The organism is Candidatus Margulisiibacteriota bacterium (genome assembly GCA_028706105.1).
Taxonomy (GTDB): domain Bacteria; phylum Margulisbacteria; class Riflemargulisbacteria; order GWF2-35-9; family DYQY01; genus DYQY01.
In genome coordinates this window covers 1-21,490 of the sequence record JAQWCF010000019.1, presented here as the reverse complement: position 1 = coordinate 21,490, position 21,490 = coordinate 1, and the positions used below count along the sequence as shown (strand labels likewise).

At 34.9% G+C, this 21,490-nt stretch carries 18 protein-coding genes; 7 read left to right on the top strand and 11 right to left on the bottom strand.

Features of this window, described 5'->3' with window-relative positions; translation table 11 throughout:
- Window positions 1–69: 69 nt before the first annotated feature.
- Window positions 70–978, bottom strand: a complete 909-nt coding sequence (locus tag PHF25_03255; GenBank protein MDD4527038.1) for a PfkB family carbohydrate kinase — start codon at window positions 976–978, stop codon at window positions 70–72.
- Window positions 975–1,658 (bottom strand): HAMP domain-containing sensor histidine kinase, encoded by a 684-nt coding sequence (locus PHF25_03250; protein ID MDD4527037.1) that lies wholly within the window; start codon window positions 1,656–1,658, stop codon window positions 975–977. Before PHF25_03250 ends, PHF25_03255 begins: the two co-directional genes overlap by 4 nt.
- 90 nt (window positions 1,659–1,748) lie before the next feature.
- On the opposite strand from PHF25_03250, the gene PHF25_03245 reads away from it, so the two are divergent.
- Window positions 1,749–2,375, top strand: a complete 627-nt coding sequence (locus PHF25_03245) for a Maf family protein (GenBank protein MDD4527036.1) — start codon at window positions 1,749–1,751, stop codon at window positions 2,373–2,375.
- On the opposite strand, the gene PHF25_03240 is transcribed toward PHF25_03245, so the two are convergent.
- Both PHF25_03240 and PHF25_03235 read right to left on the bottom strand, forming a co-directional pair.
- Window positions 2,331–3,434 carry a hypothetical protein gene (locus PHF25_03240; protein MDD4527035.1) on the bottom strand — a complete coding sequence of 368 codons (1,104 nt, stop codon included), beginning with the start codon at window positions 3,432–3,434 and terminating at the stop codon, window positions 2,331–2,333. The two genes, PHF25_03245 and PHF25_03240, sit on opposite strands and share 45 nt — an antisense overlap.
- Complete coding sequence (locus PHF25_03235; GenBank protein MDD4527034.1) at window positions 3,427–4,773, bottom strand: sigma-54 dependent transcriptional regulator; 1,347 nt, start codon at window positions 4,771–4,773, stop codon at window positions 3,427–3,429. The genes PHF25_03240 and PHF25_03235 overlap by 8 nt, the downstream gene beginning before the upstream one ends.
- Window positions 4,774–4,905: 132 nt before the next feature.
- On the opposite strand from PHF25_03235, the gene PHF25_03230 reads away from it, so the two are divergent.
- Complete coding sequence (locus PHF25_03230; protein MDD4527033.1) at window positions 4,906–5,040, top strand: hypothetical protein; 135 nt, start codon at window positions 4,906–4,908, stop codon at window positions 5,038–5,040.
- 108 nt (window positions 5,041–5,148) lie between these two features.
- Window positions 5,149–7,041, top strand: a complete 1,893-nt coding sequence (mnmG, locus tag PHF25_03225; protein ID MDD4527032.1) for a tRNA uridine-5-carboxymethylaminomethyl(34) synthesis enzyme MnmG — start codon at window positions 5,149–5,151, stop codon at window positions 7,039–7,041.
- Here mnmG and PHF25_03220 read toward each other — a convergent pair.
- The 3 genes from PHF25_03220 to PHF25_03210 are packed head-to-tail and all read right to left on the bottom strand — an operon-like array spanning window position 7,012 to window position 9,716.
- Window positions 7,012–8,235: a hypothetical protein gene (locus PHF25_03220; GenBank protein ID MDD4527031.1), complete on the bottom strand. Its 1,224-nt coding sequence runs from the start codon at window positions 8,233–8,235 to the stop codon at window positions 7,012–7,014. The genes mnmG and PHF25_03220 overlap by 30 nt on opposite strands.
- A 24-nt stretch (window positions 8,236–8,259) precedes the next feature.
- On the bottom strand, window positions 8,260–9,105 hold the full coding sequence (locus tag PHF25_03215) for a phosphatidylglycerol lysyltransferase domain-containing protein (GenBank protein ID MDD4527030.1): 846 nt from the start codon (window positions 9,103–9,105) through the stop codon (window positions 8,260–8,262).
- Entirely contained in the window at window positions 9,102–9,716 is a 615-nt protein-coding gene (locus PHF25_03210) for a class I SAM-dependent methyltransferase (GenBank protein MDD4527029.1), read from the bottom strand. Before PHF25_03210 ends, PHF25_03215 begins: the two co-directional genes overlap by 4 nt.
- A gap of 160 nt (window positions 9,717–9,876) precedes the next feature.
- Between PHF25_03210 and PHF25_03205 the strand changes: the two genes are divergently transcribed.
- The gene (locus PHF25_03205; protein MDD4527028.1) at window positions 9,877–11,892 is read left to right on the top strand and encodes a hypothetical protein; all 2,016 of its coding nucleotides are present in this window, start codon (window positions 9,877–9,879) and stop codon (window positions 11,890–11,892) included.
- Between the two features lie 126 nt (window positions 11,893–12,018).
- Here PHF25_03205 and PHF25_03200 read toward each other — a convergent pair whose 3' ends face one another.
- Window positions 12,019–13,764: a cellulase family glycosylhydrolase gene (locus PHF25_03200; protein MDD4527027.1), complete on the bottom strand. Its 1,746-nt coding sequence runs from the start codon at window positions 13,762–13,764 to the stop codon at window positions 12,019–12,021.
- A 30-nt stretch (window positions 13,765–13,794) separates the two neighbouring features.
- On the opposite strand from PHF25_03200, the gene PHF25_03195 reads away from it, so the two are divergent.
- From PHF25_03195 to PHF25_03185, 3 genes are all read left to right on the top strand, one after another.
- Window positions 13,795–14,931 (top strand): ATP-binding protein, encoded by a 1,137-nt coding sequence (locus PHF25_03195; GenBank protein MDD4527026.1) that lies wholly within the window; start codon window positions 13,795–13,797, stop codon window positions 14,929–14,931.
- A gap of 84 nt (window positions 14,932–15,015) precedes the next feature.
- A complete protein-coding gene (locus PHF25_03190; protein MDD4527025.1) occupies window positions 15,016–15,714 on the top strand; it encodes a response regulator in 699 nt (232 codons plus the stop codon).
- A 114-nt stretch (window positions 15,715–15,828) separates the two neighbouring features.
- The gene (locus PHF25_03185; GenBank protein MDD4527024.1) at window positions 15,829–16,746 is read left to right on the top strand and encodes a hypothetical protein; all 918 of its coding nucleotides are present in this window, start codon (window positions 15,829–15,831) and stop codon (window positions 16,744–16,746) included.
- A gap of 102 nt (window positions 16,747–16,848) precedes the next feature.
- Here the strand turns inward: PHF25_03185 and PHF25_03180 are convergent, their stop codons facing one another.
- From PHF25_03180 to PHF25_03170, 3 genes are read right to left on the bottom strand one after another with little or no spacing between them, the layout of a single operon-like run.
- Window positions 16,849–17,964: a Mur ligase family protein gene (locus PHF25_03180; GenBank protein ID MDD4527023.1), complete on the bottom strand. Its 1,116-nt coding sequence runs from the start codon at window positions 17,962–17,964 to the stop codon at window positions 16,849–16,851.
- Entirely contained in the window at window positions 17,965–20,556 is a 2,592-nt protein-coding gene (locus PHF25_03175; GenBank protein MDD4527022.1) for a valine--tRNA ligase, read from the bottom strand.
- Window positions 20,540–21,313 (bottom strand): hypothetical protein, encoded by a 774-nt coding sequence (locus PHF25_03170; protein MDD4527021.1) that lies wholly within the window; start codon window positions 21,311–21,313, stop codon window positions 20,540–20,542. Before PHF25_03170 ends, PHF25_03175 begins: the two co-directional genes overlap by 17 nt.
- Window positions 21,314–21,490 lie beyond the last annotated feature (177 nt).

Below are 21,490 nucleotides of genomic sequence, written 5' to 3'. Positions count from 1 at the left end.
TTTCGCTAGTTATATTTAAGCAGTAAAACTAAACAAGAATACACTAATACATAAAAAAAAGATACAAAATTAAATGGACAATTGGTTTTTTAAGTCCAAATATCTTTGGTTTATCTTAGTTTTTGATGTATTCAATAATGCATCGGGTCCAAATTCTTCAACCGTAAAAGATGCTGTGGCTGTTCCAAATAATAAAGCTTCTTTAAGCGCTTGCCAGGACATTGCCTTATCTTCTAGATAGCCAAGAAACCCACCTGCAAAAGAATCACCTGCTCCAGTAGGGTCTTTAACGAGCTCTAAAGGAAATGCTCCTGAAGTAAATATTTCATTTTCTAGTTTTCCATAAATAGATGAGCTGTACTCACCTTTTTTTAACACAATATAAGATATTTTGGGGTATAGTTTTTGTATTTTTTTAACTGCACCAATTAAAGTATATTCGTTAGTCAACATTTTAATTTCAGTATCATTGATGAAGAGAATGTCTATTAGAGTTAATGTGCTTTCAAGCTCACTTTTCATGATATTTATCCAAAGATTCATTGTGTCTAACGCTTTTATTGTTGCCTTGCTTTGTTCTAGTGCTAGGCGTTGAGAAATTGGGTCATTGTTAGCACAGAAGCAGATGTTGGCTGCCTTAGCCTCAGAATTAAGTTCAGGAATAAAATTAGCAAGCACACCAACATTTGTTTCAATCGTTTCTGCAACATTAATGTTTTTTAAATAACTGCCAATCCAGTGAAAAGTTTTTTGGTTTTTATCAATCTGGATATTTTCTGTGTTAATTTTGTGATCATGCAGAATTGTGAAATAAGCATCAGGATAATCTCCGCCAACTTTGCTAATAAGGTATGGTTTTGTGAAATAACTAGCAGCAATGGATGAATAGAAGGCCGAACCACCGGGAATTTTTTCTCTTGTTCCTTCTGGTGTGTATAGTGTGTCAAAAGCTACTGAACCTAAAATACTTAAAGTCATTCTAAGGGTAATTGTACTACAAAGGTGCTTCCTTTGTCTTTCTCGCTTTCAACGTGAATATTGCCACCATGTAGTTCCATAAGTTTTTTGACAATACTTAAACCGATTCCGCTACCTTTTTCGTTAGCTGTGGGAATGCTTCCGATGTTGGCAAAAGGTTTAAAGATGTTTTGTAGTTTGTCTGGCGAAATGCCTACCCCAGTATCAATTATTTTGATATAGAAATATCCTTGATGGTCATCAGTTACAATATTAACAATAGAGCCCTTGGGTGAGAACTTAATGGCATTGTTAATTAAATTGTTTAAGACTTGTTGTAACCGTAAGTCATCAGCAGGAATTATCATATTTTTATGTATATTATGGAAAATTAGCATACTCTTTTGACCTGCATGTACTTGGTGACATTGAACAATGTTTTCTATAAAAGGTCTTATATTTATAGGCGTCTTTGTGATTGTAAATTCCCCTCTATTCATTTTTTCTAGATCCAGCAGGTCTTCAACGAGATGTAAGGTGAATTTGGCGTGTTTATGGATTTTGCTAACAACATCTTTTTGGTTGGGTCGAAGGTCATCAGAAAGAAGCTTAAGAAAGATTTCTGATAACCCCATAATAGCTCCAAGCGGACTTTTTATGTCGTGGATAACTTCATATAAAAAATTATTTTCTTTTTCCAAAAAAACTTCCTTATTTTCATGATTTCTAAGATGCTACAATATAGATTGTAAAATAAATGAGACTAAATATAAAGAGATTGGAGTTTTGTGTTGGAGAAATTTTTATTGTTACAAGAAAGTATCCAGCTTGTGTCTCGTTCACCACGGAGGAAAGATATCTTAAGTAAAATTTTTCGCGAGGTTGAAGTTGTGGACTTTGATTTTGACGAAAAAATATCAGAAGGGTTGAATCTTTTGGAGATTCCCTCTTTTTTAGCAGCAAAAAAGATGAAACAGTTTTTAAACAGCGAAAAACCAAAAATGGACACAATAATAACTGCGGATACAATTGTTTTTTATCCAGAGACAGCAACAATATTAGGGAAACCAAAAAATTTAGTTGAGGCAGACAAAATGCTTAGATACCATTTTGGTCGAGAGCAATTGGTGGTAACTTCTGTTTGTTATTTTAATAGTAAGAAAAATATAAAAAAGATAATTACAGACGAGGCAATTGTTAAGTTCAAAGAATACCAAAAAATACCAGAAGAAATAATACACAAGTATTTACAGTTGTTGCCACCCATTGGGCCACTGGATAAAGCGGGGGCTTATGGTATACAGGAGGAAGAAGTTTTCAATTATATGATAGAAAGTGTCTCTGGAGATATCAATACAGTTATCGGGTTTCCCTTAGAAAAATTTGTTTCTATAATAATTAACAGTTCTTCGAGATAACTTTACTCCTATTTTTTGTAGTTCTTTTGTGATGGCAAGGTCTGTTTCTGCGATGTGTTTAGCAATGTATTTTTTTATAAAGAGAGCTGAATAATTAGAATGGTTTACCTTTCTTTGAAAAAGGGTTTTAAGTAAATATACTTTTTCATTGAGCAAAACATATTTACTGTTTACTAAGCGACTGACTGTGGATTGTGTGAGTCCTGTAATTTCTGCTATATCCTTTTGAGTGATAGGTTTTAGTAAACCACTTTGTTGGAAAGTGTTGGGATTTTGTTTACGAAAAAAAACAGTAAGTATATTTTTTAGACTATCTCTTCTTTCTTGAAGAATTTGCAGTACTTCTTTGTTTTCAACATTGTCAAAGTTTTCTAGTATCTCAAGTTTAAAAATATTATTGGTGGTAGCGACAGAGGCGCTAGGGGTTATGGAAGGATTGCTCTTATTAGAAAATTGTTGTCTCGGTAAAGTATATTCAAGGTTATTTTTTATAAAAAGTAGAGATAAAGAGATTTCTTCAGCATTGAGACCAGTTTTGGCAGAAATACTCTGAAGATTATTGGAAATTAGTTCTTTTTCGAATTTGAGTATTTTGAGTGTGTTTGCTTTAAAAACTTCATCTTCAAAATCATGTTTGATAGTCTGTATTTCGAGAAAATTTTTTATTGAAGTTGCGCCAACCCCTTCTGGTTCCAAGTCTTGAAAAACAACAAGCAGGTCATAAGCTTTTCTTCTGGATATATTGAACTCACGTTGTATCATTTCTCTAGTTTCTGCCCAGTTAGAAAATAGACCATTTTCATCCAAAAGTTCTACCATTCTTGATAAAATGCTTTGGTCCAGGTCAGAGAGATAAAGATTTTCAATTTGTTCCAGTAAAAATGCGTCCAAAGATTTCTCGTCTGTATACGTAAGGCTGGAGGGAAGATAGTTGTTTGAGTATATTGCTTGAATGCTTTTATAGGAACAAGAAAAAAGTTCCATTTTTTTGATTAGTGCAGGGGATACGGCAAGCTTTGTTTTTGGTTTTGAGCGAAGAGCTCTACTAAGGCTAGCCATTTTGTTCGTAATCTTTAATTTTGCTATACAGCGTTGTTCTCGTTATACCCAGGTCTTTTGCTGTTTTTGCTATATTTTGTCCATTACGTTGTAAGACAAAAAGGATATGATTTTTTTCAATCTCTTTGAGCTCCATGGAGTTGGATTGGTTCTCTAGAGACAAATAGATATCGAGGTCATTCAAAGAGATATAGTTCTGTTTACATTTAAGGACAGCGCGCGTAATAACGTTATCAAGCTCCCTAATATTGCCCGGCCAAGGGTAAGCAATCATCAGTTTAAGCGCTTCTTCACTAAACCCCTGAATGTTTTTATGAAATTCCTTTGTTCTTAATTTTAGAAAGTACTGAGAAATAGGACAAATGTCCTCCGGCCTTTCTTTAAGCGGGGGCAAATTAACAGTGTATACATTTATTCTGTAATAAAGGTCTTCTCTGAATTTTTTTTGATCGACAAGAGATTTCAAGTCTTGATTAGTGCTACAAATTAATTTAAAGTCTATTTTTCTTTCTTGTGTGTCACCCAACCTAACAACACTTTTTTCTTGGAGAACTCTTAGTAACTTGGCTTGTAGTTTAGGACTTAGCTCATTTACTTCATCCAAGAAAAGGATTCCGTTATCGGCAAGCTCTATTTTGCCGGGTCTATCAGAAATTGCATCGGTAAACGACCCTTTTTTGTAGCCAAAAAGTTCGCTTTCGATTAAGTCTTCGGGGATTGCAGCACAATTAAGCGCAATAAAGGGGCCATTTTTATAGCTACTGTTTTTGTATACAGCTCGTGCCATAAGTTCTTTTCCAGTGCCAGTGTCTCCTTGGATTAAAACAGATACATTATTATTTAAGACTGGCTCTATTTCTTCAATGAGCTTAGAGATAGTGTTGGATGCTCCAGCCATTTTTAGTATATTGTTGTTATCGCTATCAGTTAAACATAGAATTTTTTGCTCCATCAAAGCTTCTTTTTCGGACTGAAACTGAATAAAACGAATTAGGTTATGAAGCATTTTTTCAAACTTTATAAGGTCTTGGTTTTGTACCTGCGGAAACAATTTTTTTAGTGTATTGAGCAGAGACTCTAGATACTTCACCATGTCTGCACTAGAAATGTTTTTTTCTTGAAAATCGTTGAGGCTTTTCAGTACTTCAGAAATGGACAATAAATCATTTGCATTGATATCTGTGCTTATTTTCTGGCTGGCTTCTACTATGCTTTTTAAAAGTTGTTCAGATTGTTTGGGCAAAAACTTTTCTGCCAGATCTTCTCTGTCCTCTTTTCTTAGTTCTTCAAGCCAATGCTTTAAAAAATAGTTCCCTTTTTTAATAAGTGATCCAGGCATAATGTCCAATTATAACATTTACAAACGAAATTCAATATATGCAAGAAAGGGCATGCATGTTTTTGAATAAAAATACCGATAATAAGTATACGGATATACAAAAGGTATATTTAGAGGAAGGGAGTGATAATCATGGATGAAGAAGAAAGAATGGAAATCATGATGCATAAGGTAATATCCTCTAATTCTGCTGTTAGAGTCAGCACAAAGGTTGTGACTTTAGACTTTTGTGAATACGACCTTGATTTAGTTATGAGCATGAATTAATAACTAAACGATTGGTTTGTAGCTGACAGATAACCGCACACAGTATACTGTGGCCAAGAATACCCTTAACTTGCTAGATGAACAACCTCAATCTATAATACCTTTACCATGCAAATTTCTGATCTCAGAGAAGACATTATTATTTATCAAAAACAATATGACGTTATTGTTGTAGGTGCTGGTCACGCTGGGTGCGAGGCTGCACTTGCCTCCGCTAGAATTGGGGCACAAACGCTACTCCTTACTATTAACTTAGACAGGATTGCCTGGATGTCCTGTAATCCTTCCATTGGAGGGCCCGCCAAAAGTCAGCTAGTTCATGAGATTGATGCTCTCGGCGGACAGATGGCGATAAACACTGATAAAACATATCTTCAGATTAAGATGTTAAATACTTCCAAGGGGCCAGCAGTTCAAAGTTTGAGGGCTCAGAGTGATAAGTTTATGTACCATACTGAAATGAAAAGAACCTTAGAAGCGCAGGCTAATCTGGATGTCAAAGAAGCAATCGTTGGTGAGCTAGTTTTAAGCGGCGAAGAAGTGATTGGCGTTCTTACAGAGATGGATGTTTTATACAAAGGAAAAAAAGTTGTTTTATGTAATGGTACGTTCTTAAACGGTAAAATTCACATCGGGATGAAGTCAATGCCAGCAGGACGTGCTGGAGAGTTTGCTTCCATCGCCTTAGCAGAGAATTTGAAAACTTATTTTGACACAATTAGATTAAAGACAGGTACGCCAGCGAGGGTAGATGGAAAAACAATAGATTATTCTAAAACAGAGCCGCAGGAAGGTAATGATTATAAAAAAAGATTTTCTTTTACTAATAGTGAGATTTCAGATAAGCATTATCCTTGTTATCTGGTGCATACCAATAAGCAAACACACAAAATTATTCAAGATAATTTAGATAGGTCCCCACTATATCAAGGCAAGATAGATGGTATAGGAACTAGATATTGTCCCAGTATAGAAGACAAAATTGTCAAATTTGCTGATAAAGAAAAGCATCAAGCTTTTTTAGAGCCAGAAGGAGCCGATACAATCGAGATATACACGCAGGGGTTATCTACAAGTTTACCTCAGGATGTTCAATTGTCTTTGTTAAGAAGTATTCCGGCCTTAGAAAATGTTGAAATCATGCGACCAGCTTATGCGATTGAGTATGATGTCATTTGTTCTTATCAGCTGAAATATACTCTTGAAACAAAAACTATTAAGGGCTTGTATCTGGCTGGCCAAATCAATGGAACTTCTGGTTACGAAGAGGCAGCAGCCCAAGGTCTTATTGCGGGCATTAACGCTTCAAACAGTGTGCTTGGGAAAAAAGAATTAGTTTTGTCCCGTGAGTCTTCCTATATTGGAACCTTAATTGATGATTTAATTAATAAAGAGATCAAGGAGCCTTATCGGATGTTTACTTCCAGAGCCGAGTATAGGCTTCTTTTGAGACAGGACAATGCAGACTTAAGATTAACAGAGATTGGCTATACTATTGGTTTGATAAGTGATGAAAGAATGAGCAAATTTTTAGTCAAGAAAATTGAAATAGAGAACGCCTTTGTTGTTTTGAATGAGATTGAGGTTACACCCAGAAAAAACAATGTAGAAATTCTAGAGAGATATGGAGAAAAAATTACAAAAAAAGAAACGCTTGCAGGGATTTTAAAAAAGAAGAACGTGTCTTTTTCTGTTTTATTTGAGATTTGTCCGGGTTTAGATTTACAGATATCTGACGAAGCAAAAGCAGTCGTTGAGGTTCAAGTAAAATATGATGATTATATTCAAAGAATGCGGAAGGCAATAGATAGACAGCAAAAACTTTCGGATAAAGAAATACCAGAGAGTTTTAATTATGCTCTTGTTAAAGGATTTAAAAAAGAAAGCATGGAAAAGTTAACCAAAATAAGACCAATGAATGTTGGTCAGGCAGCAAGAATTGCTGGCGTTTCACCGTCAGATATAGCAATATTAGTAATTGCTTTGAATAAGTTCTGTTGAGGGCAACGGCAAGGCTACAGCGCTGTAATTATTTTCTTCATCTAAGTAACCAACATAAGAAAAGTTTTTGTATACACGGTGGACGAGCTGGCTTGTTTTCCCCTTAGAATCTGCTGACCTAGTGATTGCAGTCCAGTTATCTTTCATTAGCCTAAGCACAGTAGGCTTTTGTGTTTCCAGGTCAGCATAAGCAAGCAAAACTTGGTTGTTTACTATTTGTAGTTCAGCGAATCTTGCTTTACCCGGAGTAGAGTAGGGATTTCCAATATTTTTCCATTCTTTTCCATTAAATCTTTTTACGTTTACTTTGCAGGAGGATGAAGCGTCTTTGTAGGTAATGTATGAAATGTAAGGATTGTTGCCATCAGAAGACAAGGACAGATCACCAGCCAAATAATCAATCACAGAAAACTCACCAACAACGTCCCACTGATCTTTATTTAGTTTGTATACTAGAATTTTGTATTCATTTGAGGAATCAATAAGGGCTACGTAGACATCGTCTTTTATGGTCATAAGGGCTAGATCTAGAATTTGTTGGTTGTATCTGTTGATTGCGGGTAATATTGTCCAGACTTTGTTTTTCCAAGAAGCAGCAATTATTCCCCCAGAGGTTAGGTCAGAATATGCAAGAAATAATGTGTCACTTTTTGTATGGGTTTTTAAAACACCAACACGTGAAACGGGTAGTTCGTTTAGTGGAATATAATTCCAGCTTTCATTAAAAATTTTTCCAGAAACCGAAAAATTATTTTTTCTATCAACATAAAAAACAACAGGTTTGTTATTAACAATTTCTATGTTTGGCCAATAAGCATGGTCGTCAGTAATTGGGTTTGTGCCAAGATATTCCCATTGCTTACCATTATAGATTTTTACCATTACTTTATAGTTCTGTTTAGCATCAGAATAGGTGGCATAAGCCTTATTGTTGTTTAGATAAATGTCTAGAAAGTCACAAACTGAGTTGCTGATATTAATAGAACTGATAATGGGGACATTTGGTGGTGGGATTATTCCTTTTTTTGGAATATAAACAGATTGACTGTATTGAGGAATTCCTTGCTCTATTTCATAGAAACCTAAGCTATTTGAAGAGATTGGTCGCTTGGATAAAGAGGAAACGCATCCTGCAACTAGGATTAAAAAGAATAATGAAAAGATAAAAAATATAAGCCAGTATTTTTTAAACATATGTTTCAATAATAACTTGAAAAGTTACAGGTTGGAAGTTAATGAGATAGTATATTTTTTAATAATTTTATCAGGGTAGTAGGATTCTTTCATTTTTTTGAGCTGAGGTTTTCCTAAATCTTGCTCAAAATTAATCCATTTTGCTGTGCTTACAAAGGCAGCTGTTTCTTTAAACAAAAATTGATATGCACCTTTGCAATGAATGTTTGCTTTAGCAAAGTGCAATATATAATTGTCTCTTAAGAGCTCTCCGAGCGTAAAAGCAATAGGCCTTCCTTGGCTGTATACAACTATTCCAGAGAGGTTTAAGGAGGCAAAATTGTTTATCCCAAGCAAGCAAGCGGCGTGGTCAGTATCGTCTTTGTTGTCAGTTGCGTCATTAGCCCACTCATCTAAGATGGTTATTGCATCTTTCTGGGCATCAGAAGAAAAAGTCTTGACGGAGATTTCTTGGCAGGAGTTGTTAAATTGAGCAATAAGATTTCTTTTTTTACTCAATTTACGTCCAGGCAACAATTCAAGTTTTTCTTGTAAGTATACATAATCAAAATCTTTTTCATAAGAATTAATGACAAAGTCACTGTCGGCTTGGAATATTGTTAACCAAGATTCATCAATTGGATAAAGAGCATATCCAGCCTTCATCGCATTTTTGATTTCTTGAATATTGGAGCTTGATGGTTTAAATAGAGGCATCAGGTAGCGTAGGTTTGTGCTTTCTCCAAAGGCAAAAGGTAGCTCAGAAATAGTAGTATACTCAAAGTTATGGTCATGCTGGAAGCAGAACATGTTAGAAAAGCAATACTCGGATATATCAACGTGTATATTTTGAAAAAGTTCAGCTAGTGAGTTGTCTGTTAAATCAATCATTGTAAATCTATTATAACAGTAAAGTCGTTTGGTAAATAATCCTGAATAAAATGTATACTATTTTTATCAAACTTCAATTGCCTGAGCATTGTATCTATTTGCTTCGGCTCGTAATAACAATAAGCGTCTTCTTTATTTTGAGAGTTATTAGATAAAAGATTAAACACTATTTTGGTTCGGGCAAGATGCTTAAAAATAATTAACGATTCTCGTAGAAAACTATTGGAGTTGGATGTTTTAAGATTAAAGATGCCACTACTAAAAACAACATCAAAGGAGTTTTCTGGAAAAAGTTCCATAGCAGTATTATTGTTTAGTATATCTTCATGAATAAAAAGTGCTCTAGGATATTTCTGTTTAGCTTTTTCTATCATTTCACTCATAATATCAGTGCCAAGATAACTAACGGGGATATTGAATGATTTTAGAAACCCATACAAGTCTCCCAGTCCACAGCCAATATCAAGTAAGGTTTTATTTTTTAAATCTGCATTTTTTAGAAGAACTTCAAATCTTTTTGTTTGAGCTTCCTGCGTTTCCCATCCAAGAGCGCGATAATCATCATAATTAGATAGGTTTTTTGTGTAGTAATTTTTGACCGTATATTCCATATTTATAAAAAATAGTATAACATAAACAGTACGAATATTTTATTAAAAATAAAATAGACTAGCAGGTCAAAACGTATCAAAAAGATTGCGTAAATATAATTATTGGGAAATATACAAGGATGTTACGAGATATTATAACAAATGTTAACAGGAGAACCTTGTGGAAACTGCAGTAAACAGTAATAAGGCAGACAAAAAAAGAAACGAACACGTCGAAACCAGAACGTTTCTTGTTTTGCGCAAACAATTAAAAGTTTGGCTTAGTGATAGCTACGAAAGATATTCTAAATCAATTTTTTCCAACATCGCAGTTGCCAGTGAAATTAAACATGATGAACAAATTTCGTTATTTTCTCCTAAGATGATTGTTTTTTTAGACGAGCTTTTTTCTCAGACAGAGATATATTTGGAATTTCAAAAAATTATCAGAAATTCCAACAAGCATGATGAAAAAATTTGGGAGAAATTAACTGTTAGGCTTGGTGACATTTGTTTGTTTGCTGAGCGAGCTTATTTGTTCTTATTATCAGTTATGGAAGATGCAAACATAGATATATCTTTAGTTAAAAGAAGAATAATTTCTATAAGAAAGCAACGCATGTTTTCTTATGCGTTTGCCAGTAAAGCAAAAGCAGAAGAAGTAATGATGAATCAACTCATTTCAATAGACGTGGCTTTTAGCTTATACCATAGAACAAAAATACAAAGAAAAGAAATGATCTTGGCCGGAGGAGATGCTACGAGGTTTTTAAAAATAGTCAAAGTTTTGGCGGCATTAGAGTTTTCTTTTTTGGATGAGAAAGATATTTTTATGATTAAGTATAATCATGGATACAAAGATATCGCTCACCTTTTTTCTTTAGAAGCATTGAAGAGAGTTTTTATGACTCCAATGTTTCAGTATATTGGTTGCACTCAAAGCGAAGTTGAGAGTTCGTTTACAAATGAAGGGATAGATTTACAACGCTTAAAACCTTATTTGGATAGAGTTATTGATACGTTTAAGCCAGGAATTATTCCCAAAGCAATGAATGTTGTCTATAAGTGCGTTGGAGAAAACAAGGTTGTTTACCTTAGTTTCTTTGCTGCTTCTATTATAAGGATATACGCTGAAATTTTAAGAGAAGATAGCTTTGGAAGTGAACTGATATACGTTGTAAAAGACAAGAACCAACTAGATGCTTTTTCTAATTCGCTCCACTATATCTATACGCAAAGTGGGCTTGATGAAAAAAGATTGAAGATAACCTTTATTGAGACAACAAAGGCTGCAATTCCTTTGTCTGATTATCATAAAGGATTTGTCTTTGATGGTGAGGATATTGTTGTCTCTAGCCCAGGACATGGTCCCGCTTTTATTAAAGTTATGAATGATCATGTAAAGGCTCAGTCTTCAGGAGCCTGCGTTTCCTTAAGGACACTGGATAATAGCGGTGCGCATGTAATGAATTATGCGACCTTAGTTCAGAAGGCTGTTGTTTTTGAAAACGGTGTCAGAGATGAATTGGTTGATGCCTTGAATGGTAGCAAGAAAAAGATAGTTGGATTTTTTAGACAATTAGGTATATTTAGCGACATCGACCTGAAGGAAAAAATAGCTGAATATGTTAAAAAAAGATGGGACTTTAGTTTAGACAGTAAAAGTACTTATAAAGATATGGCACTCACATTAGTGAACATGCCTATCAGTGTCATTTTAGTAATTTCTGGTTATGAATCAGAGGGTGGAGGGCTCTATGTTCTGGATACAGAAGAAATGGTTGTTGTTGATAATTATAAAAGTGAAGAACAACGAGGATCTAAGAAGTTTAATCCAATGATTTTTGCAACATATGTCAAAGAAGCCTTTCCAGAAGAGTTTGATAGAGAATGTTTATTTGTCACAACAAAAGGTGATGGAAATAAAACATATTATCAGGCAGAGAGTGCATCGACGCATATAGCCACTTGTCCACATAGAACACTTAAAAGATTTTTAGATTTCAATCGTGAAGACAGGTCAGAAATTTTTATTCAGCAAAAGACAATAGAAGATTCAGCCGAGGATAAGAATAAGGCTTTTACCGACCAACTTATTAAAGATATTGAGCTTATTTGTAGTGAGTTAAACCTCGAAGAACAAGAGTTTATAGTTTCAGTACATACTCTACAAAAACAGTTTTTAAATAAATTTTAGTTATTCATAATTTTTTTAATTGAGTGCGTAATTTGAGCAAGATGTCCTTGCAGTAATTTTTGAGCACTCTTGATTTTTGTGTTACTTTTGATCAAGCAAAAGTAACAATAAGATAATAATGAGGCCTTATTGAAAAGCGCGTTGTAGTGCCTGTTTAATTTCATTTTTAGCATTGGTATCAAAAGCACCAAACCCTAAATTGTCATAGTTTTTATAATCATGATAAGTCCAGTGTAGACCTTTAGTTCGCAGAATACTTGCCATGTCATTTATCCAAGCAACTTGTTGTTCGGGAGCATTAGGATAACTGTCTCCAAGCCCTTGAGAAGGGTCAGCCACGCCCCATTCGCCACAATAAAGAGGAACTCCTTTAGTGTTGGCCCAATCAACGTAGTGTTGTGAGATTAATTCGTTCATTTTTTGTTTGTTATAAATAAGAGGTTGTTCATTGTCGTATTCAAACCCGCAACTCACGCCACTTATTCCGTTATTTTGTATTTGTGCAGTTAATTTATATTCGTAATTAGGCTCTATTGTAAAAGAAAACCCAGTAATTTTTCCAATAGATTTCCATGAGATGAAGCATTCACCAGAGTAGCTGGCATTTCTGCCATCAATATATAATTGACCATTCAATGAGCTGAGTTGTTTATAGTTCATAATTAATCCTGTATTGGGTTGTGAGGAAAATGCTGACCAATTGGCTGGCATAGTAGGTGTGGTCGGGTTGTTTGGGTCGACGTTTGTATATTTGTCAGCATATTTAAAACTACCATTTGGTACATCAATTTCTGTAATATTTTCAGGAGAGCTTATTGGTCTTTTGTAAAGTTTAATGTTATCAATCCATATTTCATTGTTTGCATTATTTGCAGCAACTAGTATTCGAAAATTTGTTGCAGGCTTAGGTCTATTGATTGTATCTTCATATAAATTTACCCACCCAGTGTCACCAGTAACGAAAGCATTATTAGTATATTCGACAGCAGGGGTTTGATAAATACCACCTAAAGACTCTTGACTAGAATTAAAATAGTAAGGATAAGGATAGGTAGCTCCTAGATGAAAGTATTCTTCATACCACACGCTCTGATGGGTGAATTCAACAGGCTTATACCAATGAAACTGGTAGACAACATTATTATCAGTTACTTTTTTAAAAGCCTCAGCTAAGAAATGTCCGTCGCTAGAATTATCAAACTTATTTACAGGGTCAGAGATAAAGATAATATGTTCATCACCACTGTTTCGTAGTTCTTCGATAATGTTTTCGTAATGTGAATAAAGAGTTGTTTCTGTGAAAGTTGTTGAGCAAGAGGGTTCGTTGAGCAAGTCATAACCAGCAATAACATCATTGGCGATATATTTATTTGATATCTTTTTCCAAAACTCCTTTAGTGCATTAATATCAGGTTGGGACACAGAACCTTTATAAAAACCACCGCTTTCATTTATTCCAAAATAATGCAAACTTAAGATTACTTTTAGGTTGGTAGCAGCAATAAGCGCGAGTTGTTCATCCATATAGGCAAAGAAAGCCTCAGTGTCGTCTAACCAGTGATATTGCAAATAGAATCGAACAACATTTGCACCGGATGATTTAATTTCTTGATATTCTGGTGCCGTAAGTTTAAATTTGGGGTCTATGCTAGAGACAGAAAGGTTAGTATACACACCATTAGTTAAGCAAAAACCTTTTAGATGAATAGTTTGGTTTAATGAGTCCTTGATAGTATTTCCTTCTACGCGCAGAAGACCTACAGGCAAAATTACACTGTTTAGCGTTTGATTTGAGACAGTTCCACAACCAATCATAAAAGCTCCTATTACAAAAATTCCACTTAAAGTTATTAATCTTATCATAGCCGACATTACTGAATTATATCGTATAATGTAGATGTTATGAAATATTTAGCAAGAAGATATGTTATTGGTATATTTGTTTTACTTTTTTTATCCTTTTTTGTTAGCTGTTGTATCTTTCAAACTAGCATAGGTAAGTACAGAGACAATGTCTTAAAAGCAGAGCTTGTTCAAGCTCAAGAGGTTCAAGTAAAGCAAAACCTTCAGACATCTTTGCTATCAGCAAGTAGTGGTGTAGTCACTTACATGTTAATTTCTTTAATGGCCGTACATTTGTTCGTTGCCTTGGTTTTGATTATGGTTTTATATAAAATTAGTAGAAAAAATATAGAACCATTAGAAGAGCTATCAGAAGCAATGGATAATTTTTCATTTGTTTATAGCGAAGAATTCCCTCGTTTTAATTTTGAAGGCAGAAAAGAAATAGTTAATCTTGTCAGGTCCTTTAATCAGCTTAGACAGAAAGTATTAGAAACAGTTTCAGACATAAAGTTTGTCTCAAAGTATAAGCAAGACTTTATGACCAACGTTACACATGAACTTAAAACTCCCTTGACGAGTATTCTGGGATATATTGAAACATTAGATGCTGGAGCCATAGATGATCCAGAGCATAACAAAAAGTTCGTAGAAGCTATTAAAAGAAACGTAGAGAGGCTTTCTGCATTGGTAGCAGATATTCTAAGTTTATCAAAAATAGAAAACCGACAATCAGTAAAGCAAAAGATTAATGTTTTAGATGTTTTTCAGTTGGTGACTAAGGATTATGACCTTTATAACAGAAAAAATGTAACCATTGTAATTAGTTATAAAAAAGTTAGCATGTTAGCAGATTCTGATGAGCTTTACTCTGCGTTTTCAAATTATATAACTAATGCACTGAAATTTTCTCCTGATGGTGATATTAGGATAAAAATGCACAAGAAAGAAAACCAATTATTTTTTTCTGTGCGAGATTCTGGTCCAGGGATTGAGGCAGAACATATACCAAGAATTTTTGAAAGATTTTATCGTATTGATAAGGGTCGCTCGAGGAAAGATGGTGGAACCGGACTAGGACTTGCGATAGTAAAAAACGTTGTTGAAAAGTATGGGGGAAGCATAGGCGTTACTAGTTTCCCAGGAAAAGGTTCAGATTTTTATTTTTATTTGCCATTAGAGAACTATGAGGAATAATATACAATTATGTTAAGCCCTCTATTTTTAGCTTCAAACTGGACAGCAAGGCATTTACACCATCGATTTGTGGGAGGTAATTAAATGGAAAAGGTAACCATCCTAGTTGTAGATGACGAGCAGGATATTGTTGATTTAATAAAGTTTAATCTAAAAAGAACAGGCTATGAGGTTTTAGAGGCTTATGATGGCGAAGAAGCTTTAGTCGTTGCCAAAAATAATCATGTCGACCTTATTTTACTTGATTGGATGTTGCCTAAAAAAGATGGGATAGATGTTTGCAGAGAGCTAAAAAGAGATAATTTTACAAAAAATATCCCCGTTATTATGGTTTCTGCCAAGAACGAGGAATTTGATGTTGTACTTGCTTTAGAAATAGGTGCGGATGATTACATTTCTAAGCCTTTTAGCGTTAGAGAATTATTAGCTAGAGTGAAGGTTGTTCTTAAAAGATACAAGGACATACCTGTTTCAGAAGAAGAGGGACTTATTTCCGTTAACGGATTGGTGATAGACAAGAATAGACACGCTGCTTCTTTTGATGGCAAAAACCTTGGTCTAACAAAAACAGAGTTTGATCTTTTACTCTCCTTGGCAACACATAAAACAAAAGCGTATACAAGAGAGCAACTACTTCATAAAGTATGGGGGGCTGACTTTTATGGTGACAATAGGGTAGTGGACGTTCACATAAGAAGGCTTCGGTCAAAAATAGAAGAAGTTACTTCAATAGAATTTGTCAGAACAGTGCGCGGAGTAGGCTATAAATTTGCTGAATTTTAATTTTACTATCCGATAATGTATAATTGTTAGAAATAGCCTTTGCAAGAAAAGAGGGGTGAGGTTGTACAATAAGATTAGGTTCAGAAATTATTCAAAAACGAGAGGAGAGAAAAGATGAAAAAATTTATTATTGCGTTGTTAGTTGTATTTTCAGTAGGAGCTTTTGCTTCTGAAGTAAAGTTGCAAACCTTAGGTTCTTGGGGGTTTGATTTAAAGAGCAAAGATTCGCAACAGTTTGCCTTAGGAAAAACATATTCTGTGGCATCTTATAAGACAGGCGATTCAACTTTAACGGGTATTATTAGATGGGAAAAGATGGAAGCTAATAAGGGCGGATCGCAAGTGTTAGACTATTTATATCTTGATACGCCTATAGAATTAGGAACACTGAGAATTGGTATCCAAAGGTTAGGACTAGGAAACTACGGGATGGGTGTTCCGCAAACAACTCCGTTTCTAACGGCGACTTGTTTGAAGGCACCGGGTGTATCTTTATCAACACCAGTAATGGGTTTGCCAACTAAAGTTTTTTTAGCACAAAACGTATTTTTATTAGATGAAGCAAAAACTGGAGAAAATAATGGTGCGCTTGGAGTTTTAGTTGACACTAAAATGGGTTCAAGTGTGGGTGTTATTTATCAGAAAAGTATATCTGAGGATGTGGGTGGAGTTTCTTTATATGCCGACTATGTTGCATCATTAATGGGTGTAAACTTTCAGTTGCAAGCATTTTACGACTTAAGTGACGATGCTCAAACTGCTGCAGTTAATAATTTTTCTTCTTTCACAAAAGCAAGAAAGTTAGTCAATCTAGCAGTTGATACAAAAGTAGCTGGATTGGGAACCGTTTACGGGTTTTTCTTATCAAACTTAAATGTCGACAATAATGCAACCTTGATTTCTCAATATGCGGTTGGTGTTGAATATATGTTAAGCAAAGAAGTAAACCTAGTAGTTGAATTCGGTGAAGTAGACAAAGCAGCAACTGATAAATCGCAAACATTAAAAGCAGCTTTTGAGTTCATGATTTAGTTTGTAGTTTTTAGGAGCCTTAAAAGGTCAGACATTATTGCTCGTTATTCCCCCTCTTGAGACTTGTGCGGAGCTTGTCGAAGTAGGAGGCTAGGGAGAGTGTTACAGCACACTTCCTAAGAAATAAATTGAACCAGTGATAATCAGATTATTTTTTGTTTCAGCAATAAAGTCTTTTGCTTTGTTTTTTGGAATAACTTTAAGGTTACTAATGTTTTTAGTTATTTCCAGGAGAGTAGCCAAAGGAACTGCCTTATAGAAATCAAATTCTGTAATATATAAAGTTTTGGCAACAGAGGCAAGTGTTTCTACTATTAACAGAATATCCTCTCGGGGCTTCTGAGAAACAGAAAAGAGAATATCTGTTTTTAAATTATTCTTTTTTATATAGTTAACTATATTTGTTATGCCTTCTATGTTGTGCGCTGCATCAGCGATAATAAGTGGACTCTTTGATATTTGTTGCATTCGTCCAATTTGTCTTGTTGTATTAATTTTTATAGACGGAAAACCAAGCAGAGACAATGCCTTGTCTGCAAGAAGTTTGTTGTTAGACAGATATTCGCTAGCTGTTGGCTGAACAAAGAATATTGGGCAATTTAGTTCTTGAGCTTTCTTCTCAAAAAGCAGATTAATTTCAGGTTTTTGTTCAAAAGTAACGAGAGGAATGTGCGGCTTCATAATGCCAAGCTTTTCACCGGCAATTTTTAGTAATGTATTTCCCAGAATTGCTTGATGATCAAAGGAGATTGTTGTGATAACTGTTAGTATTGGCGAAACAACGTTTGTCGCATCTAGCCTTCCGCCTAGTCCAGTTTCTAAAACAACATAGTCAACCATTTCATCTCTAAAGTACATAAAGGCTATCAGGGTTAGTATTTCAAACTCGGTTAAAGAGATAGCGGTAATTTTAGATTTAATAATTTTCAGATACGAATCAATATCTCTGATGCTAATCGGAGTTCCGTTTATTTGAAAACGCTCGGTATAGGAAAATAGATGAGGGGAGGTGTAGACTCCTATTTTTTTGTTGTAGGACTCAAGCGATTGAGCAATAAAGTCTGCAGTTGTGCCTTTTCCATTTGTGCCAGCGATGTGAATATAGTTGATGCCAAGATGTGGATTGTCTAATAATTCTAAGGCGTTCACAATATGAGTCAGGTCATAATTTATGCCAGAGTTTTTTGCGAGTTCATAGAGCTGATCTTCTATGTTCACTTATAGTTCGGATAGTTTGGTTTCAATAAGTTTAAGTTTAGCGATACTTTCTGTTAACGAATTTTTTTGCTTTTCTATAACTTCTGCAGGAGCATTGTCAGTGAAGCCTTTGTTGTTTAGTTTAGTTTCTAGTCCATTAATTACAGCAGAGATTTTGTCAGCTTCTCTTTGTAGTTTTTCTTTTTCTTTATCAGTATCAATTAGTCCTGCGAGTGGGAGGTAGACTACTGTGTTTTCGGAAATAACAGCGTAAGCATGTTGCTCTTGTGGTGCTGTTTTCTTTGTTGAAAAAGTTGTTGTTTCTAGTCCAGCTAAAGTAGTTATATATGGTTCATATTCAGCAACTTTAGGTGTATTAGAGCAGACGATTAAATTTCCCTTTTTATTTCCTGCAATGTTTTTTTCTGCTTTGATGTTTCGAATTTCTTTTATTAAAATTTTTACTTCTTCGAAGACAGAGTCATCAAATGAAGATGTTTTAGGTTCAGGCCAAGCAGAAAGCATGATGGACTTATTTTCCAAATCAGAAAAGAGTGGATGAACTTTAAGTTGTTGCCATATTTCCTCTGTGATAAAGGGGATGATTGGGTGCAATAATTTAAGAATACCATTTAATACATAAATTAATGTTGGTTGTGAGGCTTGTTTGTGCTGTTTGGACATTTCAATGTACCAGTCACAAAACTCATTCCAAACAAACTCATATAGTTTTTCTACAACAAAATTAAACTCAAAATTATCATAATATTTATCAGTTTCAGTAGTTACTTTCTTGAAAGCCGAGAGAATCCATTTATCAGCCAGTGTCGCTCCAAGCTCACCAGTTGTTTCAGCTTCTTGCATAAGAATATATCTAGAAACGTTCCAAAGTTTATTGATGAAGTTTCGGCTGGAGACTAATTTGTCATCCATCAACCTAATGTCCTGTCCGCCGGAAGTTACTAAAGATGCCAGCGTAAATCTAAGGACATCCGCGCCTTTTTCTTGAATAATAATTAGCGGGTCAATGACATTACCAAGAGATTTACTCATTTTCCTGCCTTCGGCATCTCTGACAAGTCCGTGAATGTAAACTTTGCGAAAAGGCACATCACTCATATTGAAAAGCCCCATAGTAATCATTCTAGAAACCCAGAAAGTTATTATGTCGTAACCAGTTACCAGTACACTAGTGGGATAAAAGTCTTTGAGGTCTTGTGTTTGTTCTGGCCAACCAAGCGTAGAAAAGGGCCATAGAGCAGAAGAAAACCAAGTGTCTAAAACATCCTCATCTTGTTTAACGTTTTTGCTACCACAGCTACAAGTAGTCACTTCTATTTTGGAAACAATCTCTTTGTTACAATCTTGGCAATACCAAACAGGAATACGATGTCCCCACCATATTTGTCTAGAAATACACCAAGGTCTAATGTTTTCCATCCAGTCAAAGTAAAGTTTCTCCCATCTTTCGGGAAGGAACTGAATATCTTTATTTTTTACGGTTGAAATAGGTTTCTCCACTAGTTGTTTCATATCAATAAACCACTGCTTAGAAAGGTAAGGTTCGATAGTAGTATCACATCTATAACAGTGCCCAACCGCGTGGTCATGGTCTTCGGTTTTTTCTAATAAACCTAGCGATTCTAAGTCTTTAATTATTTGTTTTCTGGCAACATATCTATCCATTTTTTGATATGGTTTTGGGGAGTTTTCATTCATAACTCCATTTGTATCCATCACAATAATTTTTTCTAATTTGTGCCTAATTCCTATTTGGAAGTCGTTAGGATCGTGAGCAGGAGTCACTTTTACCGCACCCGTCCCAAAGTTTTGATCAACATGGTGGTCGGCTATTATTGGTATTCTTTTTTTTGTCAAAGGGAGCAAAAGTTCTTGCCCAATAAGAGAGCTGTATCTTTCATCAGATGGATTAACTGCAACAGCAGTGTCTCCAAACATAGTTTCTGGGCGAGTTGTTGCTACAGTGATAAATATGGCTGGGTTATCGGCAAGAGGATAGCGTATATGCCACAAATGGCCATGCTCGTCTTTGTGGTCTACTTCAATATCGGAAATAGCAGTGTGACAACGGGGACACCAGTTAACAATATAAGTGTCTCTGTATAGAAGTTTTTTATCATAAAGCCTAACAAAGTTTTCTTTAACGGCTTCGCTTAATCCTTCATCCATAGTAAATCTTTCGTGGTCCCAGTCTAAAGAAGCGCCAAGTTTGCGGAGCTGGCTGGTGATTCTGGTTCCGTATTCTTCTTTCCATTGCCAGACTCGTTCAATAAATTTTTCTCTTCCTAATTCCTCACGGTGAATGCCTTGTTTTTTTAATTCTTTTTCTACAACATTTTGTGTGGCAATTCCAGCGTGGTCTGTGCCCGGAACCCACAAAACGCGGTCACCTTTTAGTCTGTGATATCTAGCAATAATGTCTTGTAGAGTGTTGTCTAACGCATGACCTAAATGCAGAGCACCCGTAACATTTGGAGGAGGAATAACCATAGAAAATGGTTTTCCTGTTGTTTTAGGGGCAAAGTATTTGTTGTCTTCCCAGAGTTTATACCATTTGTCTTCTATGTTTTCGTGGTTATAGTTTTTTTCCATTAATTACCTCAGAAACGTAGAAACTGTTCATAATATCTTTTATGGTTTGGTTATATTTCATCCAAACTTCTTCGGGTGCCTGAGCAGTCACGATGTAGATAGAATTAGAGCCTTTAACATAAATATCATCAGCAGCAATTGTGTTTTTGAAGGTTAATCTTTCCGTAAGGTCTTGTTTTTTGTAGACAGCACTAATTTTTTCTTTTACGCCAACTAAAAAAGATTCTTTAGTGTTAAAAACTTTGGAAACAAGCATGTGCCATCTGTCCCAAACTGCACCACCTCGATATTGAAATACCGTATTGGCTGTTATTGTTTCAGAAGCAATGTAAGCTTTTAGTGTAACAAATACCTTGTCGCCATTAGCGGGAGAGGCCACCAGTCGATAATCGCTAGAGGTAGTATCAAGTTCCCATGAACTGGGAAACTCTAAACTGCAATTCATCTCATCATAGGAATATGTTGTTTTTGATGTTGGCATAAACATTATTTCTTCTTGGAAATGAGTTTGAGTGACAATGTCCTCAACCACCTCTTCTTCTTCCTCAGGATTATTAATTGGAATAACTGTTTTTTGTTCAGTAGTTATTTTAGGGTTTACTTCAAATACAACAGCAGGTTTTGGCAATTTAATTGTTTCTGTTTGTACTGGTTTAGTTAAGGGCTGAGCGCTGTTGTTATAGATAATAATAATTGGATCATCGTTAGCATAGAGGATACATAAAAAAATTGATGCAAGTAAAATTAATTTTTTCATGCCTGTATTTTACCCTACACTAAATATTGAGTAAAGCGAACTATGTTTTTGCCTAAGCGAGTATTTGCCTGATATACTAGATATATGCTGAAAAAGATTTTAATTGGGTTATTGATATTGGTTTCTTTTACTTTTTGTGATGTTTTCAAAAATAGTTCATCTTTGATATTTACTTTA

Excerpts from the sequence above, each read along its gene's own strand:
- PHF25_03255 (MDD4527038.1), bottom strand. The coding sequence starts at position 978 with ATGACTTTAAGTATTTTAGGTTCAGTAGCTTTTGACACACTATACACA.
- PHF25_03240 (MDD4527035.1), bottom strand. The coding sequence starts at position 3,434 with ATGGCTAGCCTTAGTAGAGCTCTTCGCTCAAAACCAAAAACAAAGCTT.
- PHF25_03235 (MDD4527034.1), bottom strand. The coding sequence starts at position 4,773 with ATGCCTGGATCACTTATTAAAAAAGGGAACTATTTTTTAAAGCATTGG.
- PHF25_03230 (MDD4527033.1), top strand. The coding sequence starts at position 4,906 with ATGGATGAAGAAGAAAGAATGGAAATCATGATGCATAAGGTAATATCC.
- mnmG (MDD4527032.1), top strand. The coding sequence starts at position 5,149 with ATGCAAATTTCTGATCTCAGAGAAGACATTATTATTTATCAAAAACAA.
- PHF25_03220 (MDD4527031.1), bottom strand. The coding sequence starts at position 8,235 with ATGTTTAAAAAATACTGGCTTATATTTTTTATCTTTTCATTATTCTTT.
- PHF25_03215 (MDD4527030.1), bottom strand. The coding sequence starts at position 9,105 with ATGATTGATTTAACAGACAACTCACTAGCTGAACTTTTTCAAAATATA.
- PHF25_03210 (MDD4527029.1), bottom strand. The coding sequence starts at position 9,716 with ATGGAATATACGGTCAAAAATTACTACACAAAAAACCTATCTAATTAT.
- PHF25_03200 (MDD4527027.1), bottom strand. The coding sequence starts at position 13,764 with ATGTCGGCTATGATAAGATTAATAACTTTAAGTGGAATTTTTGTAATA.
- PHF25_03195 (MDD4527026.1), top strand. The coding sequence starts at position 13,795 with ATGAAATATTTAGCAAGAAGATATGTTATTGGTATATTTGTTTTACTT.
- PHF25_03190 (MDD4527025.1), top strand. The coding sequence starts at position 15,016 with ATGGAAAAGGTAACCATCCTAGTTGTAGATGACGAGCAGGATATTGTT.
- PHF25_03185 (MDD4527024.1), top strand. The coding sequence starts at position 15,829 with ATGAAAAAATTTATTATTGCGTTGTTAGTTGTATTTTCAGTAGGAGCT.
- PHF25_03175 (MDD4527022.1), bottom strand. The coding sequence starts at position 20,556 with ATGGAAAAAAACTATAACCACGAAAACATAGAAGACAAATGGTATAAA.
- PHF25_03170 (MDD4527021.1), bottom strand. The coding sequence starts at position 21,313 with ATGAAAAAATTAATTTTACTTGCATCAATTTTTTTATGTATCCTCTAT.